We start from the raw sequence: 19,285 nt of genomic DNA, 5'->3' as shown, positions 1-19,285 counted from the left end.
ACCACGGGACCAAGGGTCCCCCAAATCGCAAAAGGGCGCCTGAGGAATGGCAAAGGAAAAGTTTGAGCGTACAAAACCGCACGTCAACATCGGCACGATTGGGCACGTTGACCACGGCAAGACGACGCTGACGGCGGCAATCACCAAGTATTTCGGTGACTTCAAAGCGTATGACCAGATTGACGGTGCGCCGGAAGAGAAAGCGCGCGGCATCACCATCTCGACCGCCCACGTGGAATACGAGACCGATGCGCGCCACTATGCGCACGTTGACTGCCCCGGCCACGCCGACTACGTCAAGAACATGATCACCGGTGCTGCCCAGATGGACGGCGCGATCCTGGTTGTGAACGCAGCTGACGGCCCGATGCCGCAGACCCGCGAGCACATCCTGCTGGGCCGCCAGGTTGGCATCCCGAAGATGGTCGTGTTCATGAACAAGGTTGACCAGGTCGACGACGAAGAGCTGCTGGAACTGGTTGAGATGGAAGTTCGCGAACTGCTGTCCAGCTACGACTACCCCGGCGACGATATTCCGATCATCGCAGGTTCGGCTCTGGCGGCGATGGAAGGCAACAACCCGGAAATCGGCGAAGCGAAGATCCGCGAGCTGATGGCGGCTGTTGACGACTACATCGACACCCCCGAGCGCGCTGTTGATCAGCCGTTCCTGATGCCGATCGAAGACGTGTTCTCGATCTCGGGCCGTGGTACCGTTGTGACCGGTCGTGTTGAGCGTGGCGTGATCAACGTTGGCGACGAGATCGAAATCGTTGGTATCCGCGACACCGCGAAAACCACCTGCACCGGTGTGGAAATGTTCCGCAAGCTGCTGGACCGTGGTGAAGCCGGCGACAACATCGGCGCCCTGCTGCGCGGTGTTGACCGTGACGGTGTTGAGCGTGGCCAGGTTCTGTGTAAGCCGGGTTCGGTGACACCGCACACCAAGTTCGAAGCCGAAGCCTACATCCTGACCAAGGAAGAAGGCGGCCGTCACACCCCGTTCTTCGCGAACTACCGTCCGCAGTTCTACTTCCGTACGACGGACGTGACCGGCACCGTGACCCTGGCCGAAGGCACCGAGATGGTCATGCCCGGCGACAACGTGTCGTTCGGCGTTGAGCTGATCGCGCCGATCGCGATGGAGAACGGTCTGCGTTTCGCCATCCGCGAAGGCGGCCGCACCGTCGGCGCCGGCGTTGTGTCGAAAATCATCGAGTAATTCGCATCTGCGAAAAGCTACGGAAAGGGCGTCCCGCAGGACGCCCTTTTTGCTTGGTACCCCACCGAGATTGTTCGGGGAACAATCTCGGGAAGCATCGGTTTTGGCGCCAGGCTTGAAGCTTACAATCTGCATGCGCGCATTGGTCAAAACTTTCCCTTGCCACCCACCCCTCAAACCCTTATACGGCGGCATCCTGCAAGTCCCCCGGCTGAGTCGGGGGATTCGCATGTCTGTAATTCATCCACCAGGTCCAAGGTGACCCGTTTACGGGGCCTTCTGGTGTTTTGAGCAAAGGAAAAAGGCGATGAACGCCCAAGAACTGCGTGACAAGACCCCGGACCAGCTCCGCGAGGAACTGGCCAACCTGAAGAAAGAAAGCTTTAATCTGCGCTTTCAACAGGCAACCGGTCAGCTGGAAAGCACAGCCGGCATCAAAGCGGCCCGCCGCAACGCTGCCCGCGTCAAAACCATTCTGAACGAAAAGGCCGCTGCCGCGGCATCCGAGGAGTAATCAGATGCCCAAGCGTATCCTGCAAGGCACCGTGACCAGCGACGCCAACGAACAGACCGTAACCGTATCTGTCGAGCGCCGCTTCAAGCACCCGCTGCTGCACAAAACCGTCCGTAAGTCCAAGAAGTACCGGGCTCATGACGAAAAGAACGCCTTCAAGGTCGGCGATACAGTCCGCATCATCGAATGCGCGCCGAAATCGAAGACGAAACGTTGGGAAGTTCTGGAAGCGTAAGCTTCCGGGATTTTTCCATTTGTCGAAACCCTGGGGGATTTAACAAGACCAGCCCCCACAGGTCGGGAGAAACCACATGATCCAGATGCAGACCAATCTGGATGTCGCTGACAACTCCGGCGCACGCCGAGTTCAGTGCATCAAGGTCCTGGGTGGTTCCAAGCGTAAGTACGCCTCCGTCGGCGACATCATTGTCGTCTCGGTGAAGGAAGCCATCCCGCGCGGCCGCGTAAAGAAAGGTGACGTCCGCAAGGCCGTCGTCGTACGCACCGCCAAGGAAGTCCGTCGCGAAGACGGCACCGCGATCCGCTTTGATCGCAACGCCGCCGTCATCCTGAACAACAACAACGAGCCAGTAGGTACCCGTATTTTTGGCCCGGTTGTTCGTGAACTGCGCGCGAAGAACTTCATGAAAATCATCTCGCTCGCTCCGGAGGTGCTGTAATCATGGCTGCCAAACTCCGCAAAGGCGACAAGGTCGTCGTGCTGGCCGGCAAGGACAAGGGCAAAGAGGGAACCATTTCCTCGGTTGACCCCAAAGCCGGCAAAGCAGTTGTAGATGGCATCAACATCGCCATCCGCCACACCCGCCAGTCGCAAACCTCGCAAGGTGGTCGTCTGCCCCAGGCAAACCCGATCGACCTGTCGAACCTGGCTCTGCTGGACAAGAACGGTAAAGCAACCCGCGTTGGCTTCCGCATGGAAGGCGACAAGAAGGTGCGCTTCGCCAAGACCACGGGAGACGTGATCGATGCTTGATTCCGCAAAATACACCCCGCGTCTGAAAGCTCAGTATGCTGAAACCATCCGTGCCGCTCTGAAAGAAGAGTTTGGCTACAAGAACGACATGCAGCTGCCCAAGCTGGAAAAGATCGTTCTGAACATCGGTTGTGGTGCTGAGGCCGTCAAAGACTCGAAGAAAGCGAAAGCTGCTGTCGAGGACTTGACTGCAATTGCTGGTCAACAGGCCGTTGCAACCAAGGCGAAGAAGTCGATCGCGGGTTTCCGCGTCCGTGAAGACATGCCGCTGGGCGCGAAAGTGACCCTGCGCGGTGATCGGATGTACGAATTCCTGGATCGTCTGATCACCATCGCGATGCCTCGCGTTCGTGACTTCCGCGGTGTTAAGCCTTCTTTCGACGGTCGTGGCAACTTTGCCATGGGCATGAAAGAGCACATCGTGTTCCCGGAAATCGACTTCGACAAAGTCGACGAGGTCTGGGGCCTGGATATCGTAATTGCCACCACAGCGAAAACCGACGCTGAAGCGAAGAGCCTGTTGAAAGCATTCAACATGCCGTTCAACGCGTAAGCGCCGGGAGGATTGAGACATGGCTAAAAAAGCAATGATCGAACGCGAGAAAAAGCGCGAACGCCTGGTGGCCAAATATGCCGCAAAGCGTGCCGAGCTGAAAGAAATCGCGAATGACGAGAGCCGCCCGATGGAGGAGCGTTTCAAAGCGCGTCTGAAACTGGCGAAACTGCCGCGCAACAGCTCGGCGACCCGTCTGCACAACCGCTGTCAGCTGACCGGCCGTCCCCACGCTTACTACCGTAAGCTGAAGGTCAGCCGTATCGCGCTGCGCGAGCTGGGTTCTGCTGGTCAGATCCCCGGCATGGTGAAATCGAGCTGGTAAGGGAGACATAGATATGAATGATCCTATCGGCGATATGCTCACCCGTATCCGCAACGCGCAAATGCGCGGCAAGTCCACCGTTTCCACCCCGGCTTCCAAGCTGCGCGGTTGGGTTCTGGACGTGCTGGCGGACGAAGGTTACATCCGTGGCTACGAAAACACGACCGGTGAAAACGGTCACCCGGCCATCGAAATCAGCCTGAAGTACTACGAAGGCACCCCTGTCATTCGCGAACTGAAGCGGGTCTCGAAGCCCGGCCGCCGCGTATACATGGGCGTCAATGACATTCCGCAGGTCCGTCAGGGTCTGGGCGTGTCGATTGTCAGCACTCCGAAAGGTGTGATGTCGGACGCAAACGCTCGCTCCAACAATGTTGGTGGCGAAGTGCTCTGCACCGTCTTCTAAGGAGGTCTGCAATGTCTCGTATTGGTAAAAAGCCGGTCGAGCTGCCCAGCGGCGTTACCGCCTCTGTGTCTGGCCAGACCATCGAAGTGAAAGGTCCGAAAGGCACCCGCAGCTTCACCGCGACCGACGACGTGACGCTGTCGGTTGAAGACAACGTGGTCAAGATCGACCCCCGTGGCATGTCCAAGCGTGCCCGTCAGCAGTGGGGCATGAGCCGCACAATGGTTGCCAACCTGGTAACCGGTGTGACGACTGGCTTCAAAAAAGAGCTGGAGATCCAGGGTGTTGGTTACCGGGCTCAGATGCAGGGCAACACCCTGAAGCTGAACCTGGGCTACAGCCACGATGTTGATTTCACTGCTCCGGAAGGTGTCACCATCACCGCGCCGAAGCAGACCGAGATCGTTGTGGAAGGTATCGACCAGCAGCTGGTGGGCGAAACCGCGGCCAAAATCCGCGAGTGGCGCCGTCCCGAGCCGTACAAAGGCAAGGGCATCCGCTACAAGGGCGAGTTCATCTTCCGCAAGGAAGGCAAGAAGAAGTAAGGACGCAGACAATGGCAAACAGCAAAAGAACCCTGTTTCTGAAGCGCCGCCTGCGCGTTCGGAACAAACTTCGCAAGGTCAACGCGGGTCGTCCGCGTCTGTCCGTACACCGTTCGAACAAGAACATCAGCGTTCAGCTGATCGACGACGTACGTGGCGTGACCCTGGCATCTGCCTCGACCCTGGAAAAAGACCTGGGTGTTGTTGGCAAGAACAACGTCGAAGCGGCCACCAAGGTGGGCGCGGCCATCGCCGAGCGTGCCAAGAAGGCAGGCGTCGAAGAGGCCTATTTCGATCGTGGCGGCTTCCTGTTCCACGGCAAGGTGAAGGCAGTTGCCGACGCTGCGCGTGAAGGTGGTCTGAAGATCTAAGACCTGCGGGCGGGTTTCGATCCGCCCCGATGATCCGGGGGCCTCGGCAACAGTCGGGGCTCACTTGGATTGAAGAAAACGGCGCCGTATGCGCCACATGAGAAAAGGGATGCCAAATGGCAGAACGTGAAAACCGTCGGGGCCGTGGCCGCGACCGTGAAGAAGCACCGGAATTTGCAGATCGTCTGGTCGCAATCAACCGCGTGTCGAAAACCGTAAAAGGTGGTAAGCGCTTTGGCTTCGCCGCTCTGGTGGTTGTCGGCGATCAGAAAGGCCGCGTTGGCTTTGGCAAAGGTAAAGCGAAAGAAGTACCTGAGGCCATCCGTAAGGCGACTGAACAAGCCAAGCGCCAGATGATCCGCGTGCAGCTGCGCGAAGGTCGTACCCTGCACCACGACATCGAAGGCCGTCACGGCGCTGGTAAAGTGGTTATGCGCACCGCACCTGAAGGTACTGGTATCATCGCCGGTGGTCCGATGCGTGCCGTGTTCGAAATGCTGGGCGTTAAGGACGTTGTGTCCAAGTCGCTGGGCTCGCAGAACCCGTACAACATGATCCGCGCCACCATCAACGGCCTGCAGAAAGAGCAGAGCCCGCGTTCGGTTGCCGCACGTCGTGGCAAAAAGGTTGCCGACATCCTGCCCAAGCGGGACGAAGCACCGTCCGCTGCTGAAGCAGAAGCGTAAGGAGAGCGAACCATGGCAAAAACCATCGTCGTCAAGCAGGTCGGTTCCCCGATCCGCCGCCCCGCCGAACAGCGCGCGACCCTGATCGGTCTGGGCCTGAACAAGATGCACAAGACCCGTGAGCTGGAAGATACCCCTTCAGTTCGCGGCATGATCCGCAAGATCCCGCATCTGGTAGAGATCGTCGAAGAGCGCGGCTAAGCGCGATACCTTCGAATGAATTGAAACGCCCCTGTCCTCGGTTTGGGGCGTTTTTTTTTGCACCTTTGGTTTGCGGTTAAATCCGCAAATAGACCTGGATCAGGCTCGCGCCATACAGACCGCGTAATGAACGCTTGCCGTCTGCCCTGTGGGCGGCGTTCAAAGACGACCACGCTGTCGTAGAAAGTTATACTGTCTGTAGTCCTGGTTATGTTGGTCACCTCATAATCCTCTCGGACATGTTGAGCGTTCAATTCGTCAATTTTCGTTTTGGCAAACTCGATAAATGTGCCCTCGCGCCGAAGACCTCCGCCAAATTTGGGCCAGTAAGAGGTGTGCATGTCCTCCACCAAATAGACACCATTGGAGGAAACACGCTCATACAACGTGTCAAATGTCTTGATGACGTGAGAATTCACGTGACTTCCGTCGTCTATGACGATGTCAAAGCCCTCATATTGGTCAACAACATCAGCCAGGAATTTCTCGTTGTTCTGGCTGCCGATACGTACATTGAAGTTCTCACCAGCGTGTTTTTCGCATTCGGGGTTAATGTCTATCCCGACAACTTGCGAACTCCTGTGAAAACACTCGCGCCACATACGCAGCGAGCCGCCTCCGTGAACCCCAATTTCCAGAATCTTAATAGGTCGATCGCGAAACCGGTCGAAATTGCGCTCATAGATGTCAAAATAGTGCAGCCACTTGTGCAGGCGCTGTTCACCGTTGTTCTAAAAGTGCCGGTGTAGCAATCCTTTGCTGTTCATTCGGTCAAATTCCTTGATTAGAGTTTGCTGGACATTGCCGTTCGCGGGGCTGATTTTCTACAGCAAATACTTTGAACTATGAGACCTTGCGCCTCGTTCTCTGTGACGATGGGGGTTATTCCAAAAACGCATACCGGCTAGACCGAAACTTGCGTTGTTAGCGTTATCCTCTGCGCCTATCTGAGCCTTGTCCCAAAAGGAACAAGACAAGCAACTCCGGGGAATACGCCCCGGTCAGAAAGGAACTCAGAAATGGCACATACCGCAACACTGACTCATAACGGTTTCAACTTCTCCACCCGCTTCGCAAACTTCGTTGAACGCGTGAAGGCAGCCCGCGCGCAGGCGGCCGAATACAACCGGACCTATGCCGAACTTCAGCGCCTGACCAACCGCGAGCTGGACGATATCGGCATTCGCCGTTGCGACATTGCGGACATCGCGCACAAGCACGCCTACTGCGTGTAAGACCACGCACCACCCGATCCAGAGGCGCCGCTATGGCGCCTCTTTTGTTTTGGGAGCCGCGTATGCCACAGGAGCAGGTTATTTCCTGAACCCCGTTGCGAAAGCGCGCGGGATAGGTCAAGTGCTGAAAGGGTCGTTTCAGTTTGACGGAAAGGCCGGGCATGGCGCGGGAATTTCAGATCGGGATGCTATGGGTCGATGGCCCGCTGAGCTTTCTGGAGCAGCTCTGCATCAAATCGTTTCTGGATGCTGGCCAGCACGTGCGCCTTTATACATACGGCGATGTGCCCAACATTCCCGACGGAGCCGAACGGCGCGATGCGCGGGAGGTCATGCCCGACGAAAACATCATCACGCATAAGCGAACCGGCAGCCCCGCAGTACACGCGGACAGGTTTCGTTATCGCATGCTGGCGCAGCATCAAGATCTGATCTGGGCGGATACTGATGCGTATTGTGTCAAGCCGTTCACCACGGAAAACGGCCACTTCCACGGCCGCCTCGCTGCGCATGAGATCAACAATGGTGTTCTTAGGTTGCCGCCGGACAGCCCGACACTCTATGATCTGATCGACTACACTGAAAACCCTTATCGTATTCCGCCGTGGCTGCCGTCGAAGCTGCGGGCCGAGCTGATACGCGATGCCCTGGACGGCAACCCCAAACATGCCGGTGAAATGCCCTGGGGCGTTTGGGGCCCCCGAGCACTGACCTGGCTGTTGCAGCAGAATGGTGAGGATCGTTTCTCGTTTCCTACCCAAGTCCTTTATCCGGTGTCTTACAAGGAACGGCGCGTCATGAGCCGGGCCAATGGCGGTGCCGAGCGATTCATCACAGATGAGACGATGTCGATCCATTTCTACGGCCGTCGCATGCGGTCATTCATCTTCAACAGGTTTTCCGGCATTCCGCACCCCGAAAGCCTGGTGGGTCAGCTTGTGAAAAAGCATGGCATCGATCCACATGCGGCGCCGCTCCGGCCGAAGGGCGTTATCGAAGACGAAATGGCTGAGGGTGACGAATAACATCTGACCCGTCCCGCAGGCTTGCCAACTGGCATTAACGGGCCTATACGCCTGCGGTGGCCTTGCGCCATACGAATCAAAAACCAAGAAATGCCGTGTTTGGCCCATCACGCTTCGGGGGCCACATCCGGCTTAGGAGAAGCGAAATGAAACTGCACGAATTGCGCGACAATCCTGGCGCCACACCGAAACGCACCCGCGTTGGCCGTGGTCCGGGTTCCGGCAAAGGTAAAATGGGTGGCCGTGGTATCAAAGGCCAGAAATCCCGTTCGGGTGTGGCCATCAATGGCTACGAAGGCGGCCAGATGCCGCTGTACCAGCGCCTACCCAAGCGCGGCTTCAGCAAGCCGAACCGCAAGGAATTCGCCGTTATCAACCTGGGCCTGATCCAGAAGTTCGTCGAAGCCGGCAAACTGGACGCCAAGGCTGCGATCACCGAGGACGCACTGGTTGCTTCCGGTCTGGTGCGCCGCAAGCTGGACGGCATCCGTGTTCTGGCCAAGGGCGAAATCAGCGCCAAAGTGAACCTGGAAGTCACCGGTGCTTCGAAAGCTGCCGTTGAGGCAGTTGAAAAAGCGGGCGGTTCACTGACGGTCACAAAAGCCGCTGCGGCAGAGTAAGCGCTTGTGAGCGGGCAAAGACCCGCTTACATAGACCTCAGAGTTTTCCAAGACGCCGCCCGAGCCGGAAAACGGTTCCGGGCGGTGTTTTCATAAGAGAGACCGATTTATGGTATCAGCAGCAGAACAAATGGCAGCCAACACAAGCTGGGCTGCCCTTGGCAAAGCCACCGATCTGCGCAACCGCATCCTGTTCACGCTGGGTTTGCTGATCGTCTATCGCCTGGGCACCTTCATTCCGGTGCCGGGGATCGACGGTCAAGCGCTGCGTGAGTTCATGGAGCAGGCGGGGCAAGGCATTGGCGGCATGGTTTCGATGTTCACCGGCGGGGCGCTTGGGCGGATGGGCATCTTTGCCCTCGGCATCATGCCCTACATCTCGGCCTCGATCATCGTGCAGCTGCTGACATCGATGGTTCCCGCGCTCGAACAGCTCAAGAAAGAGGGCGAGCAGGGGCGCAAGAAAATCAACCAGTATACCCGTTTCGGCACCGTGGCGCTGGCCACGGTTCAGGCCTATGGCCTGGCTGTTTCGCTGGAATCGGGGGATCTGGCGACCGATCCGGGGCTTTATTTCCGCATGTCGACCATGATCACGCTGGTTGGCGGCACCATGTTCCTGATGTGGCTGGGTGAACAGATCACCGCGCGCGGCATCGGCAACGGTATCTCTCTGATCATCTTTGTCGGCATCATCGCCGAAGTTCCGGCCGCGCTGGCGCAGTTCTTTGCCAGCGGACGCAGCGGTGCGATCAGCCCCGCCGTGATCATTGGTGTAATCGTAATGGTCATCGCCGTGATCACCTTTGTGGTGTTCATGGAGCGGGCCCTGCGCAAGATCCACATCCAGTATCCGCGCCGTCAGGCTGGCATGAAGATCTATGAAGGCGGTTCCAGCCATCTTCCGGTCAAGGTGAACCCGGCCGGCGTTATCCCGGCAATCTTCGCAAGTTCGCTGCTGCTTCTGCCGGTGACGATCTCGACCTTCTCGTCGGGTGCGGCCAGCGGTCCTGTGATGTCGTGGTTGCTGGCGAATTTTGGCCCCGGGCAACCGCTCTACCTGCTGTTCTTTGCATCGATGATCGTGTTCTTCGCATATTTCTACACGTTCAACGTGTCGTTCAAACCGGACGATGTGGCGGACAACCTGAAAAAGCAGAACGGCTTTGTTCCTGGCATCCGTCCGGGCAAGAAAACGGCAGAGTATCTGGAATACGTGGTCAACCGCGTTCTGGTACTGGGTTCGGGCTATCTGGCGGCGGTCTGTCTGCTGCCTGAAATTCTGCGGGGCCAGTTCGCCATTCCGTTCTATTTTGGCGGCACCTCGGTTCTGATTATCGTCTCTGTGACCATGGACACGATCCAACAGGTCCAGAGCCACTTGCTGGCGCACCAATACGAAGGGCTTATCGAAAAGTCCCAACTGCGCGGCAAAGGCAAGAAACGCGGCAGGAAGGGACCGTCTCGTCGATGAACATTATTCTTCTTGGCCCCCCCGGGGCAGGTAAAGGGACGCAGGCGCGTCACCTGGTCGAGACACGCGGCATGGTGCAGCTGAGCACCGGCGACATGCTGCGCGAAGCGAAAACCTCGGGCACCGAGATGGGTAAGAAAGTTGCCGCGATCATGGACGCCGGCAAACTTGTCACCGATGAGATCGTGATCGGCCTGATCGAAGAGAAACTGACCACCGAAACAGGGGCCGGTTTCATCTTTGACGGGTTCCCCCGCACGCTGGCGCAAGCCGATGCGCTGTCGGCATTGCTGGCCAAACTGGGCCAGTCGCTGCACACCGTAATTGAGATGCGCGTCGATGACGAAGCGTTGGTATCCCGGATCACGGCACGCTCGACCTGCGGTGGGTGTGGCGAAGTCTATAACGACATCACCAAACCGATCCCGGCGGATGGAAAGTGCACCAATTGCGGCAAGGAAAATGATTTCCAGCGTCGCGCGGATGACAACGAAGACAGCCTGCGCACGCGCCTGATGGAATACTACAAAAAGACCTCGCCGCTGATTGGCTATTACTATGCCAAGGGTGATCTGCGGCCGGTCAATGGCCTGGCTGAAATCAAAGAAGTGACAGCCTCGATCGAGGCCATCCTGGGCTGATTTCAGGTTGGGGCTTGACGGCCCCTTCAAAAGCCCATATCGACCCCCATCCCTATAGGGAATCAAGACCGTAGGCGGGATTCGTTCCGTTTGCCCCGACCACCTCAAATAATGCTGGACCCTCTGGCGGCACTGCCACGGTCAAGCGTTGTGAAAAAAGGTTCTGGAGTTACGGAACCGCAACGAAAAGGAAAGTGACACGTGGCACGTATTGCCGGCGTAAACATCCCGACTGCAAAGCGGGTACCAATCGCCCTCACATATATCACCGGTATCGGAAACACCTCGGCGCAGGCCATCTGCGAAGCCGTGGGCATCGAAGCGCACCGTCGCGTCAATGAACTGTCCGACGCCGAAGTTCTGGCCATCCGTGAACACATCGACGCCAACTACACCGTCGAAGGTGACCTGCGTCGTGAAGTTCAGATGAACGTCAAGCGCCTGATGGACCTGGGCTGCTACCGCGGTCTGCGTCACCGCCGCAACCTGCCGGTTCGCGGTCAGCGTACCCACACCAATGCTCGTACCCGCAAAGGCCCCGCAAAGGCCATCGCTGGTAAGAAGAAATAAGGGAGGGTCTGACTGATGGCACGTGACAAGACTCGCGTTAAGCGCAAAGAGCGTAAGAACATCGCATCGGGCGTTGCCCATGTGAACTCGACCTTCAACAACACCAAGATCCTGATCTCGGACGTACAAGGCAACGCCATCTCGTGGTCGTCTGCCGGTACCATGGGCTTCAAGGGATCGCGGAAATCGACCCCATACGCCGCTCAGATGGCTGCAGAAGACGCAGGCAAAAAGGCGCAGGAACATGGCGTCAAGACGCTCGAAGTCGAAGTTCAGGGCCCCGGTTCGGGTCGTGAATCGGCTCTGCGTGCGCTGGCTGCCGTGGGCTTCAATATCACGTCGATCCGCGACGTGACACCGATCGCTCACAACGGTTGCCGCCCGCCGAAGCGCCGCCGCGTCTAAGCGATTTTGAATTTGGCTGGGGCTGTGTTTCTGCACGGCCCCAGCACGTCATTTTGAACCTCGGGCGTCTGCACCTTGTTGGTCATGGGGCGCGGACAGGAATGGAGGGATTACATGATCCACAAGAATTGGGCAGAATTGATCAAACCGACCCAGCTGGAAGGCAAGCCGGGCAACGACCCTGCGCGTCAGGCGACCCTGGTTGCCGAACCGCTGGAGCGTGGCTTTGGTCTGACCCTGGGCAACGCACTGCGCCGCGTCCTGATGAGCTCGCTTCAAGGTGCGGCCATCACCAGCGTCCAGATCGACAACGTATTGCACGAGTTCTCGTCCGTGGCGGGCGTTCGTGAAGACGTCACCGACATTATCCTGAACCTCAAGCAGGTCGCCCTGCGCATGGAAGTCGAAGGCCCCAAGCGCCTGTCGATCAATGCCAAAGGCCCCGCTGTCGTCACCGCTGGCGACATCAGCGAAAGCGCCGGCATCGAGGTTCTGAACCGCGATCACGTCATCTGCCACCTGGACGATGGCGCCGACCTGTTCATGGAACTGACCGTCAACACCGGCAAGGGCTACGTCTCGGCTGAAAAGAACAAGCCGGAAGACGCACCCATCGGCCTGATTCCGATCGACGCGATCTATTCGCCGGTCAAAAAGGTTGCTTACGACGTTCAGCCGACTCGTGAAGGTCAGGTTCTGGACTACGACAAGCTGACCCTGAAGATCGAAACCGACGGATCGATCACTCCGGATGATGCGCTGGCCTTTGCCGCTCGTATCCTGCAGGACCAGCTGTCGATTTTCGTCAACTTCGACGAGCCGGAATCGGCTGGCCGCCAGGACGAAGACGATGGTCTGGAGTTCAACCCGCTGCTGCTGAAGAAAGTCGACGAGCTGGAACTGTCGGTCCGTTCGGCAAACTGCCTGAAGAACGACAACATCGTCTATATCGGCGACCTGATCCAGAAGACCGAAGCCGAGATGCTGCGCACCCCGAACTTCGGCCGCAAGTCTCTGAACGAGATCAAGGAAGTGCTGTCCGGCATGGGTCTGCACCTCGGCATGGATGTCGAGGACTGGCCGCCGGACAATATCGAAGATCTGGCGAAGAAATTCGAAGACGCGTTCTAAGCGCGTCTTCCCCAATGCCCGGACGACCGGGGACAACAAGGGCACTTCCGCCCCAAGGAGAGCCGGTGACACGCATCGCCGGCCAGACAAAGCAAAACGCGAAAGAAGGAACTAGAAAATGCGTCACGCACGTGGTTACCGCCGCCTGAACCGTACTCATGAGCACCGCAAGGCTCTGTTTGCGAACATGGCTGGCTCGCTCATCGAGCATGAGCAAATCAAAACTACTCTGCCGAAGGCAAAAGAACTGCGCCCGATCATCGAAAAGCTGGTCACTCTGGGCAAGCGCGGCGACTTGCACGCCCGCCGTCAGGCAGCTTCGCAGCTGAAAGAAGACAAAGACGTCGCAAAGCTGTTCGAAGTTCTGGGCCCCCGCTATGCTGAGCGTCAGGGCGGCTATGTCCGCATCCTGAAAGCTGGCTTCCGCTATGGCGACATGGCTCCGATGGCGATCATCGAATTCGTTGATCGTGATGTTGATGCCAAAGGCGCGGCTGACAAGGCCCGCGTTGCCGCTGAAGAGGCTGCTGACGAAGAATAAGAAAGCCTGGCTTTCTGATCTGAACCCCCGTGTCCCGGACGCGGGGGTTTTTTCATTTTTTGCCCTCTCACTGTCGCAAAGAACACATTTGCGGTGATATCCGTTTATGAAACCCTGAACCTTTCAGGTCACGCTTCAAGGTGAGTGAGGAGGACGGATGATGGCAATCCCAGATGAAATACCAAGCGTGCTCACGGGCCCGTCTGTCTGGACCGGTCAGGATATGCGAACGCGACAGCGCGAATGGATTATCGATCTGACGGCCGACGACATTGACGATCTTGAGCGGGCCGCTAGTCACTATTTGAGCCTAGGAAGTGATATTGGTGAGATCACGAAGGCCACTTTCCCTTTGCAAAGATTGGACCGACATCTGGCGCTGCTACGAGAGAAGCTGATCAACGGGATCGGGTTCGAAGTGATCCGCGGCCTTCCGGTGCAGGACTATACGCAAAAGATGGCAGCTACGATTTTCTGCGGTGTTGGTGCCCATTTGGGTTCGGCCCGTTCTCAAAACGCTCAGGGGCACATTCTGGGCCACGTCCGCGATATCGGTGCGGATGCGAACGATCCCAATACCCGGATCTATCAAACGCATGAACGCCAGACATTTCACACCGACAGCGCAGATATTGTTGGCCTGCTTTGTCTGCGTGAGGCCAAAGAGGGCGGAGACTCGCTGCTGGTGAGTGCTGAAACGATCTATAACAGGATGCGATCCGAATGCCCGGAATTGCTGGAACTGTTGTTTGAACCCCTTGCGACCGACAGAAGAGGGGAGGTGCCGGACGGCATGAAGCCCTACATGACGATTCCACCATTTTCCTGGCACGACGGCAAGCTGACAGTGTTTTATCAAAGGCAGTATATCGACAGTGCCCAGCGGTTTCCGGACGCGATGCGGCTTACACCGGATCACGTTGAGGCGCTGGATCGCTTTGATGCGCTGGCGAATGACCCCGACCTTTGCCTGACCATGCGGTTACAGCCCGGGGACATGCAGTTCGTGTACAACCACTCGCAACTGCATGACCGCACTGGCTTTGTGGATTGGCCTAACCCATCTGAACGGCGGCACTTGTTGAGACTGTGGCTGTCGCCCGAGGGAGACCGTGAGTTGCCCGATGTATTCAGGCAGCGGTACGGAACAATTGAGGTCGGACAACGCGGCGGGATCATCACGGAAGGAACGCGGCTGCACGCGCCGTTGGACTGACCGCCCACAGGTGCTGCGCGGAAGCTTGCATTACGGCCCGTGTAGACGCATATCCGATGGACCATTAATCGACGGATGGATCATGCGGAAAGTTCTCTGTTCTCTGATGCTGGCGACGCTTGCCGTGTCAGCTAATGCCGAAACGAAAGTGCCGACATCGCAGGCCGAAATAAGCCTGGGATTTGCCCCGGTGGTCAAACAGGCTGCTCCGGCCGTCGTTAACATCTACGCCAAGATCGTAACGCAAGGCCGGGCCAATCCGTTTTTCTCGGACCCGTTCTTTCAGGAGTTCTTCGGCAGAGGATTTGCCGAACCGCAGCCGCGGGTTCAGAACTCGCTGGGGTCCGGCGTCATTCTGTCTGCGGACGGCTATGTTGTGTCAAATTACCATGTTGTCGGCATGGCGACGGAAATCCGTGTGGTGACAACGGACCGGCGCGAGTATTCAGCGCAAGTGGTTCTGGGCGATCAGGAAAGCGACATTGCCATTCTTCGGCTGGAAGAGGCCGCTGAACTGCCGCATCTGAATTTCCGCGACTCTGATCAAGTCGAGGTGGGCGAATTGGCGCTGGCCATCGGCAATCCGTTTGGCGTGGGTCAAACCGTATCGTCCGGCATAATTTCCGGGCTGGCACGAACCGGAACAGCTACGGGAAATGCGCGCGGGTACTTTATCCAGACAGATGCGGCGATCAATCCGGGTAACTCCGGTGGGGCGCTGATTGACGTGAACGGTGATCTGATCGGGATCAACACCTCGATCCTGACCCGGTCGGGCGGATCCAACGGCATTGGCTTTGCCATTCCGGCAAATCTGGTTGCCGAATTCCTGCGGCAGGCGAAGTCCGGCAACGAGAGCTTTGTCAGCCCCTGGGCCGGGATGGCGGGCCAGCATATGAGCGCCGATATCGCCGAATCGCTGGGTCTGGCCATTCCGCTAGGCGTGGTGATCTCGGACCTGCATGACCTCAGCCCGCTGGCTGCGGCCGGGTTGCGGGTTGGCGATGTTGTCACCCATGTTGACGGGGATGAGGTAAATTCGCCCGCCGAGATGAAATTCCGGATGTCGGTTGCCGGTGTCGGGGGAACCTCGGTTCTGACCCGTCTGCGCGGAGACAAAAGCGCGGATGTGAAAGTGGATTTGGTCCGCGCTCCGGACAGTCCGCCCGCCGATGAGACCACGTTGGATGACAAAACCGTTCTGCCCAACCTGACCGTCGCCCGGATCAATCCCGCACTGATCTCGCAGTTGGGATTGGTTCTGTCACAGACCGGCATTGTTGTGGTTGATCCGGGCTCATTGGGAGCACGCGCCGGTCTGAGGCCCGGAGACGTCCTGGCCAGCATCAATGACACTGAGATTGAGCAGCCCGGCGATGTCGTCGAGGCGCTGACTGACCCCGGGCGCCGGGTGCAAATGAACGTTCAGCGCGGTGGACGCGCGGTTTCATTGCGGTTTCGGCTCTGACCCGTGAGTGATCTGTTCGATACCGGGGCACCCGAGCCCGCAACCGCGCCGCATCGCCCCTTGGCGGACCGGCTGCGTCCCAAGACGCTGGGTGAGGTGATCGGACAAGAGCAGGTGCTTGGCCCGGACGCGCCTCTGGGCGTCATGCTGGCCGCTGGTAGCCTGTCGAGTTTGGTGTTCTGGGGGCCACCGGGGGTAGGCAAGACCACGATTGCGCGGTTGCTGGCACAAGAGACTGATCTGCATTTTGTCCAGATCAGCGCGATTTTCACCGGTGTTCCGGACCTGAAAAAAGTGTTCGAGGCAGCAAAGATACGGCGTCAGAACGGGCAGGGCACCCTTTTGTTCGTTGATGAAATCCATCGGTTCAATAAGGCGCAGCAGGACGGGTTTCTTCCGCATATGGAGGATGGCACGATCCTGCTGGTGGGGGCGACCACGGAAAACCCTTCGTTCGAACTGAATGCGGCTGTTCTCAGCCGTGCACAGGTGCTGGTGCTCGAACGGCTGAGCCTTGCCGATCTGGAACGTCTGACGCAGCGGGCCGAAAAAGATCTTGGCCGCGCCTTGCCCCTGACGCCTGCCGCCCGGGATGCCTTGCAGGAAATGGCGGACGGAGACGGTCGCGCGTTGCTGAACCTGATTGAGCAGGTTGCAGCGTGGAAGGTCGACGTACCGCTTGACCCCGACGCGCTGTCCACGCGGTTGATGCGGCGTGCCGCGAAATACGACAAATCGGGGGACGAGCATTACAACCTGATCTCGGCCCTGCACAAATCAGTTCGCGGGTCGGATCCGGATGCGGCGCTGTATTGGTTTGCACGTATGCTGACGGGGGGCGAGGATCCAAGGTATCTGGCCCGCCGGATTACCCGGATGGCGGTTGAGGATATCGGCCTGGCCGACCCGCAGGCGCAGTCGATCTGCCTGCATGCGTGGGAGGTGTACGAGCGGCTGGGCTCTCCGGAAGGAGAATTGGCGCTGGCGCAGGCGCTGGTCTATCTGGCGCTGGCGCCAAAATCGAACGGCGCCTATGTCGGCTACAAGGCGGCGATGCGTCTGGCCAAACAATCCGGCAGCGAGCCGCCGCCAAAGCACATCCTGAATGCGCCCACGACACTGATGAAGGACCAGGGCTACGGGGCTGGCTATGCCTATGACCATGATGCCGAGGATGGATTCTCGGGCCAGAACTACTTTCCGGAAACGATGAAGCGGCCGATGCTGTACCAGCCGGTCGAGCGGGGATTCGAGCGGGAACTGAAAAAGCGGCTGGACTATTTCGCAAAGCTGCGCGCGCAGCGGAACGAGAACTAGGGCTGGCTTGACTCTTGCTGCTTTGCGCGCGACAGACGCGCATGTTTTCTAACACACTGACATCGGTGAAATCCGGGCGGGCCAGTCGCGCGGTGCAAGGGGCAATGGCATGAGTGGCGTACAGATGATCACCGTCGCAGAGGACGACAGCGACCAGCGGCTGGACCGTTGGTTGCGCCGCATGTTCCCGCATGTCGGGCAGGGCCGTATCGAAAAGATGTGCCGCAAGGGCGAGCTGCGGATTGACGGCGGTCGGGCCAAGGCCTCGACCCGGCTTGAGGCCGGGCAGGTCGTGCGGGTTCCGCCCTTGCCAGACGCTGATCACAAGCCGGTTGAGGTCAAACGCCGGATCTCGGATGCGGACGCAAAGATGATCCAATCCTGCGTGATCTACCGCGACGATCACGTTCTGGCCCTGAACAAACCCCATGGATTGCCGGTGCAGGGCGGCAGTGGTCAGACCCGCCATGTCGACAGCCTGTCCGAGGCGCTGCGGTTCGGTTATGAGGAAAACCCCCGTCTGGTACACCGTCTGGACAAGGACACCTCGGGCGTTTTGCTTTTGGCAAGAACGCGCGAAGCGGCCAAGGGTTTGACAGCCGCGTTCCGTCACCGCGACACGCGCAAGATTTACTGGGGCCTGGTCGCCGGGGTGCCGACTCCGTATCTGGGTGAGATTAAGACCGGTCTGGTAAAAGCCCCGGGCCACGGCAAGAAAGGTGAAGGCGAGAAGATGATCGCCGTTCACCTGAACGACCTTGACGGTACTCCGGGCGCGAAGCGGGCGCATACCCTGTACGCGACGCTGTACCGGGTTGCCGGGCGCGCTGCCTGGGTTGCCATGGAACCCGTCACAGGCCGTACCCATCAGCTGCGCGCGCATATGGCCGCCATTGGGCATCCGATCATTGGTGACGGCAAATACGGCGGTTCGGGTCAGGAAAACCTTGGCGATGGCTGGGGCGCGCAATTGGGCGGGATTATCAGCAAAAAGCTGCACCTGCATGCCCGGGAGGCGTCGTTTGAACATCCGGTGACGCGCAAGACTATCACCGTCAAGGCCCCGTTGCCGGATCATATGAAACACAGCTGGGATACCTTCGGCTGGACCGAGGATCTGGCCTCGGACGATCCCTTTGAGGATTTGCAATGACCTCACCATTGCGGCTGGTCCTTTTCGACGTCGATGGTACGCTTGTCGACAGTCAGGCCAGTATCGTCTCGGCCATGACCGCCAGTTTTGACGCTTTGGGCCTGACTGTGCCGGATCGTTCCGCGATCCTGTCGATTGTCGGGTTGTCGCTGCCGGTCGCTCTGTCCCGTCTGGCGCATGATCACCCGGTTTCGGTTCAGGAAAAACTGGTGGATGGATACAAGGAAGCCTATCACGACCAGCGTCTGAGGCAGGGTGCTGCAAACTCGCCCCTCTATCCCGGTGCCCGGGAGGTGCTGGAGGCCCTGCACGGAATACCCGAGGTCTTGCTGGGGGTCGCCACCGGAAAGTCGCAACGCGGGCTGGATGCGTTGATCGAGGCGCACGGTTTGGAGCGGTTCTTTGTCACCCGTCAGGTGGCAGATCATCACCCTTCGAAACCGCATCCGTCGATGATCGATACAGCGCGCGCGGAAACCGGTGTCGACCGGCGAAATACGGCCATGATTGGCGATACCCGCTTTGACATGGATATGGCCAGCGCGGCTGGCGTGACAGGTATCGGTGTGGCCTGGGGATACCACGACACCGCAGAACTGGAACACGCTGCGCAGGTGATCGAAACATTTGATCAGCTGCCGCCGGCGCTGCACAGTATTTGGGGATGACGCT

27 protein-coding genes are annotated in these 19,285 nt (G+C 58.5%); 26 read left to right on the top strand and 1 reads right to left on the bottom strand.

Annotation, left to right across the window (positions count from 1 at the left end; translation table 11 throughout):
• Positions 1 to 46: 46 nt before the first annotated feature.
• From tuf to rpmD, 12 genes are all read left to right on the top strand, one after another.
• On the top strand, positions 47 to 1,222 hold the full coding sequence (tuf, locus tag ACR0FE_RS06445) for an elongation factor Tu (RefSeq protein WP_170805981.1): 1,176 nt from the start codon (positions 47 to 49) through the stop codon (positions 1,220 to 1,222).
• Between the two features lie 307 nt (positions 1,223 to 1,529).
• Entirely contained in the window at positions 1,530 to 1,736 is a 207-nt protein-coding gene (gene rpmC, locus ACR0FE_RS06440; protein WP_037311745.1) for a 50S ribosomal protein L29, read from the top strand.
• A gap of 4 nt (positions 1,737 to 1,740) precedes the next feature.
• The gene (gene rpsQ, locus ACR0FE_RS06435; RefSeq protein ID WP_170613768.1) at positions 1,741 to 1,971 is read left to right on the top strand and encodes a 30S ribosomal protein S17; all 231 of its coding nucleotides are present in this window, start codon (positions 1,741 to 1,743) and stop codon (positions 1,969 to 1,971) included.
• 76 nt (positions 1,972 to 2,047) lie between these two features.
• Positions 2,048 to 2,416, top strand: a complete 369-nt coding sequence (gene rplN / locus ACR0FE_RS06430) for a 50S ribosomal protein L14 (protein WP_005621870.1) — start codon at positions 2,048 to 2,050, stop codon at positions 2,414 to 2,416.
• 2 nt (positions 2,417 to 2,418) lie between these two features.
• A complete protein-coding gene (gene rplX / locus ACR0FE_RS06425; RefSeq protein WP_039523375.1) occupies positions 2,419 to 2,730 on the top strand; it encodes a 50S ribosomal protein L24 in 312 nt (103 codons plus the stop codon).
• A complete protein-coding gene (rplE, locus tag ACR0FE_RS06420) occupies positions 2,723 to 3,283 on the top strand; it encodes a 50S ribosomal protein L5 (protein WP_170613766.1) in 561 nt (186 codons plus the stop codon). Before rplX ends, rplE begins: the two co-directional genes overlap by 8 nt.
• A gap of 19 nt (positions 3,284 to 3,302) precedes the next feature.
• Positions 3,303 to 3,608 (top strand): 30S ribosomal protein S14, encoded by a 306-nt coding sequence (gene rpsN / locus ACR0FE_RS06415; protein ID WP_068340744.1) that lies wholly within the window; start codon positions 3,303 to 3,305, stop codon positions 3,606 to 3,608.
• Positions 3,609 to 3,621: 13 nt separating this feature from the next.
• A complete protein-coding gene (gene rpsH / locus ACR0FE_RS06410) occupies positions 3,622 to 4,014 on the top strand; it encodes a 30S ribosomal protein S8 (RefSeq protein WP_155148687.1) in 393 nt (130 codons plus the stop codon).
• A gap of 11 nt (positions 4,015 to 4,025) precedes the next feature.
• Positions 4,026 to 4,559 carry a 50S ribosomal protein L6 gene (rplF, locus tag ACR0FE_RS06405; RefSeq protein ID WP_170467582.1) on the top strand — a complete coding sequence of 178 codons (534 nt, stop codon included), beginning with the start codon at positions 4,026 to 4,028 and terminating at the stop codon, positions 4,557 to 4,559.
• Between the two features lie 11 nt (positions 4,560 to 4,570).
• Positions 4,571 to 4,930, top strand: coding sequence for a 50S ribosomal protein L18 (gene rplR / locus ACR0FE_RS06400; RefSeq protein ID WP_010437103.1), 360 nt, complete (start codon positions 4,571 to 4,573; stop codon positions 4,928 to 4,930).
• Positions 4,931 to 5,046: 116 nt separating this feature from the next.
• A complete protein-coding gene (gene rpsE / locus ACR0FE_RS06395) occupies positions 5,047 to 5,616 on the top strand; it encodes a 30S ribosomal protein S5 (protein WP_480903592.1) in 570 nt (189 codons plus the stop codon).
• Positions 5,617 to 5,628: 12 nt separating this feature from the next.
• Positions 5,629 to 5,817 carry a 50S ribosomal protein L30 gene (rpmD, locus tag ACR0FE_RS06390; RefSeq protein WP_170613764.1) on the top strand — a complete coding sequence of 63 codons (189 nt, stop codon included), beginning with the start codon at positions 5,629 to 5,631 and terminating at the stop codon, positions 5,815 to 5,817.
• On the opposite strand, the gene ACR0FE_RS06385 is transcribed toward rpmD, so the two are convergent.
• Positions 5,814 to 6,419 (bottom strand): class I SAM-dependent methyltransferase, encoded by a 606-nt coding sequence (locus tag ACR0FE_RS06385; RefSeq protein WP_480911762.1) that lies wholly within the window; start codon positions 6,417 to 6,419, stop codon positions 5,814 to 5,816. The two genes, rpmD and ACR0FE_RS06385, sit on opposite strands and share 4 nt — an antisense overlap.
• A 417-nt stretch (positions 6,420 to 6,836) precedes the next feature.
• On the opposite strand from ACR0FE_RS06385, the gene ACR0FE_RS06380 reads away from it, so the two are divergent.
• From ACR0FE_RS06380 to ACR0FE_RS06315, 14 genes are all read left to right on the top strand, one after another.
• Positions 6,837 to 7,052, top strand: coding sequence for a DUF1127 domain-containing protein (locus ACR0FE_RS06380; protein ID WP_170613762.1), 216 nt, complete (start codon positions 6,837 to 6,839; stop codon positions 7,050 to 7,052).
• Between the two features lie 161 nt (positions 7,053 to 7,213).
• Positions 7,214 to 8,077, top strand: coding sequence for a hypothetical protein (locus ACR0FE_RS06375; RefSeq protein ID WP_170613760.1), 864 nt, complete (start codon positions 7,214 to 7,216; stop codon positions 8,075 to 8,077).
• Positions 8,078 to 8,223: 146 nt separating this feature from the next.
• Positions 8,224 to 8,697, top strand: a complete 474-nt coding sequence (rplO, locus tag ACR0FE_RS06370; RefSeq protein WP_170613758.1) for a 50S ribosomal protein L15 — start codon at positions 8,224 to 8,226, stop codon at positions 8,695 to 8,697.
• Between the two features lie 109 nt (positions 8,698 to 8,806).
• Positions 8,807 to 10,171 (top strand): preprotein translocase subunit SecY, encoded by a 1,365-nt coding sequence (secY, locus tag ACR0FE_RS06365; RefSeq protein ID WP_170613756.1) that lies wholly within the window; start codon positions 8,807 to 8,809, stop codon positions 10,169 to 10,171.
• Positions 10,168 to 10,812 carry an adenylate kinase gene (locus ACR0FE_RS06360; RefSeq protein WP_170613754.1) on the top strand — a complete coding sequence of 215 codons (645 nt, stop codon included), beginning with the start codon at positions 10,168 to 10,170 and terminating at the stop codon, positions 10,810 to 10,812. Before secY ends, ACR0FE_RS06360 begins: the two co-directional genes overlap by 4 nt.
• A 201-nt stretch (positions 10,813 to 11,013) precedes the next feature.
• Positions 11,014 to 11,382, top strand: coding sequence for a 30S ribosomal protein S13 (gene rpsM, locus ACR0FE_RS06355; protein WP_170613752.1), 369 nt, complete (start codon positions 11,014 to 11,016; stop codon positions 11,380 to 11,382).
• Between the two features lie 15 nt (positions 11,383 to 11,397).
• Positions 11,398 to 11,787, top strand: coding sequence for a 30S ribosomal protein S11 (rpsK, locus tag ACR0FE_RS06350; protein ID WP_008757289.1), 390 nt, complete (start codon positions 11,398 to 11,400; stop codon positions 11,785 to 11,787).
• 114 nt (positions 11,788 to 11,901) lie between these two features.
• Positions 11,902 to 12,918 carry a DNA-directed RNA polymerase subunit alpha gene (locus tag ACR0FE_RS06345; protein WP_170678545.1) on the top strand — a complete coding sequence of 339 codons (1,017 nt, stop codon included), beginning with the start codon at positions 11,902 to 11,904 and terminating at the stop codon, positions 12,916 to 12,918.
• Positions 12,919 to 13,036: 118 nt separating this feature from the next.
• Positions 13,037 to 13,459 carry a 50S ribosomal protein L17 gene (gene rplQ / locus ACR0FE_RS06340; RefSeq protein ID WP_170613748.1) on the top strand — a complete coding sequence of 141 codons (423 nt, stop codon included), beginning with the start codon at positions 13,037 to 13,039 and terminating at the stop codon, positions 13,457 to 13,459.
• A 160-nt stretch (positions 13,460 to 13,619) separates the two neighbouring features.
• Positions 13,620 to 14,675 (top strand): TauD/TfdA family dioxygenase, encoded by a 1,056-nt coding sequence (locus ACR0FE_RS06335; RefSeq protein ID WP_480911755.1) that lies wholly within the window; start codon positions 13,620 to 13,622, stop codon positions 14,673 to 14,675.
• Between the two features lie 79 nt (positions 14,676 to 14,754).
• On the top strand, positions 14,755 to 16,143 hold the full coding sequence (locus ACR0FE_RS06330) for a trypsin-like peptidase domain-containing protein (protein WP_480911912.1): 1,389 nt from the start codon (positions 14,755 to 14,757) through the stop codon (positions 16,141 to 16,143).
• Positions 16,144 to 16,146: 3 nt separating this feature from the next.
• Positions 16,147 to 17,460, top strand: a complete 1,314-nt coding sequence (locus ACR0FE_RS06325) for a replication-associated recombination protein A (RefSeq protein WP_480911753.1) — start codon at positions 16,147 to 16,149, stop codon at positions 17,458 to 17,460.
• A gap of 109 nt (positions 17,461 to 17,569) precedes the next feature.
• Positions 17,570 to 18,613, top strand: a complete 1,044-nt coding sequence (locus ACR0FE_RS06320; protein ID WP_480911750.1) for an RluA family pseudouridine synthase — start codon at positions 17,570 to 17,572, stop codon at positions 18,611 to 18,613.
• A complete protein-coding gene (locus tag ACR0FE_RS06315; protein WP_480535612.1) occupies positions 18,610 to 19,281 on the top strand; it encodes an HAD-IA family hydrolase in 672 nt (223 codons plus the stop codon). Before ACR0FE_RS06320 ends, ACR0FE_RS06315 begins: the two co-directional genes overlap by 4 nt.
• Positions 19,282 to 19,285: the final 4 nt, after the last annotated feature.

It is taken from the genome of Ruegeria sp. K7, assembly GCF_056531785.1.
The sequence above is the reverse complement of the archived record's forward strand: the minus strand, read 5'-3'. Positions and strand labels throughout refer to the sequence as shown.